Genomic DNA, 1,122 nt, shown 5'->3' with positions numbered 1-1,122 from the left:
TTGATTGGATGTGATTGTTATTTTTTATAATTTTTTTATTAAAAAATAGTTTTTTTATATTTAAATAATGCATTTTTTTATTAAAAATAATACAAGATAATTTTTCCCTTAAAATTTACAATTTTTAAACAAGGATAATTCATTATGAAAAACATTACAAGAAGTTTAACGGGAAAATTAACTTTTTTTGTTTTTTTAGCAATTATAGCTATTTTATTTATAGCAAATGCATTTAATTATGCCGAAGTAAAGCATGATGTTCAAAAACTCATCAATGATATACAAGTTAAAACAATGCAAGATGTTTTAAAGAATTTTGATGACTACACTGCTTCAAGAAGCGATGCTATTAGATCTGTCGCCTCTGAATTGCAAAAAAATCCTAATGCGAGTTTAGAAGAAATTTACACTATGGTTAAAGTTGCAAAAGAAGCTAGTCGTTTTGATGTGCTATATGTAGGACTTGCACACAATGGTGCAATGATTAGATCAAATGGAAACCATCAAATGCCATCTGATGGCTATGATCCTAGAACAAGAAGTTGGTACACAAGTGTTGCTTCTGGAGAAAACAAAGTTGTAATATCAAAGCCTTATATTGCCCCTAGCTTAAAAGCTCCTTCTTTATCTTTTTCATATCCTATAGTTGTTAATGGTAAATTTATAGGTGCAGTAGGTGGAAATTATGATTTAAATACTTTTTCAGATAATGTATTATCAATGGGAAGGTCACAAAGCGGATATACTGTGGTTTTAGATAATGATGGAACTATACTTTTTCATGAATCTTCTGAGGCATTATTAACAAAAAATGAATTAAGTCAAAATATAGTAAAATCATATCTTTCAACACCTGAAGGAAAATCAGGACTTCTTTCAAGCTCACCAATGTTAATTGAAGATGGAAATGCTCCTCGCAAGGCTGTGATTTGTCAGAAATCTTCAACAGGATACAATGTTTGTGTGATTGCAGATGAAAAAATCTATAAAGACCCGGTAAATAAAGCTTTAATACAACAAATCATTATTGGTGTTATAAGCTTGGTAATTGCTCTTGTAATTATAAGATTTATGATTAATTATAATCTTTCTCCACTTCAAAAAATCCAAACCGGCCTTAAC

Annotated in this window: 1 protein-coding gene; it reads left to right on the top strand. The window is 29.1% G+C overall.

The genetic code is table 11. The annotated features are described in order from the left end of the window. Window positions 1-144 precede the first annotated feature (144 nt). The coding region (locus L8U04_RS08245) for a cache domain-containing protein (protein ID WP_263709821.1) at window positions 145-1,122 on the top strand (978 nt) is incomplete at its 3' end.

The organism is Campylobacter sp. IFREMER_LSEM_CL908, assembly GCF_025771545.1.
GTDB classification, from domain to species: Bacteria; Campylobacterota; Campylobacteria; order Campylobacterales; family Campylobacteraceae; genus Campylobacter_D; species Campylobacter_D lari_D.
This window is presented reverse-complemented; position numbering and strand designations above follow the sequence as displayed.